Below are 840 nucleotides of genomic sequence, written 5' to 3'. Positions count from 1 at the left end.
GCCTCTATGTCGATGGCGACAACGGTGGTGCGACGGGCGCGGTCTCGGTTGCGAGCGGCGCGACCATCGGCGGCAAGGGCGCGATCGGCGGCGATATCACGGTCGCCGACGGGGCGACCCTGTCACCCGGCTCGGCCGACGACACCCCAGGCACGCTGGCGATCGCTGGGAATCTCAATCTCTCCAGCGGCTCGATCCTCAACTATTCCTTCGGCGAGGCGAACGTCGTCGGTGGGGCGCTCAATGACCTGACGACAGTGGGCGGCAACCTCGTCCTCGACGGCACGCTCAACGTCACCACGAGCGCAGGCGGAACCTTCGGGCCAGGCGTCTACCGTGTCTTCAGCTATGACGGCACTCTCACCAACAACGGCCTCGCCGTGGGCACGATCCCGTCGACGGGTTATTCGATCCAGACATCGATCGATCACCAAGTGAACCTCGTCAACACCGAAGGCCTGACCTTCAACTACTGGGATGGCGCTGCCGGCCCCAAGAACAACGGCGTGATCAATGGCGGCGACGGCGTCTGGCAGGCTTCGGCCGGCAATGACAACTGGGCCAATGAGACGGGCACCATCAATGCCCCTTACGCCGACGCTTCCTTCGCCATCTTTGCCGGCCAGGCCGGCACGGTGATGGTGGATGAAGGCTTGGGCCACGTAACTGCCTCTGGCATGCAGTTCATGACCGATGGCTATAGTGTCCAGGGCAATGCCGTCGAGCTCACCGGACCATCCAGCAGCATCGTCGTCGGCGACGGTACTGCGGCGGGCGCCGGCATGACGGCCACGATCGCCTCCGTTCTTTCGGGCGACGCGCAGCTTGTCAAATCCGACC

At 64.5% G+C, this 840-nt stretch carries 1 pseudogene; it reads left to right on the top strand.

The features are described 5' to 3' along the window. A pseudogene (locus EN893_RS38470) lies at window positions 1-840 on the top strand (autotransporter outer membrane beta-barrel domain-containing protein); the annotation flags it as partial.

Source organism: Mesorhizobium sp. M7A.F.Ca.CA.004.04.2.1, from assembly GCF_004022825.1.
Taxonomy (GTDB): Bacteria; Pseudomonadota; Alphaproteobacteria; order Rhizobiales; family Rhizobiaceae; genus Mesorhizobium.
The sequence above is the reverse complement of the archived record's forward strand: the minus strand, read 5'-3'. Positions and strand labels throughout refer to the sequence as shown.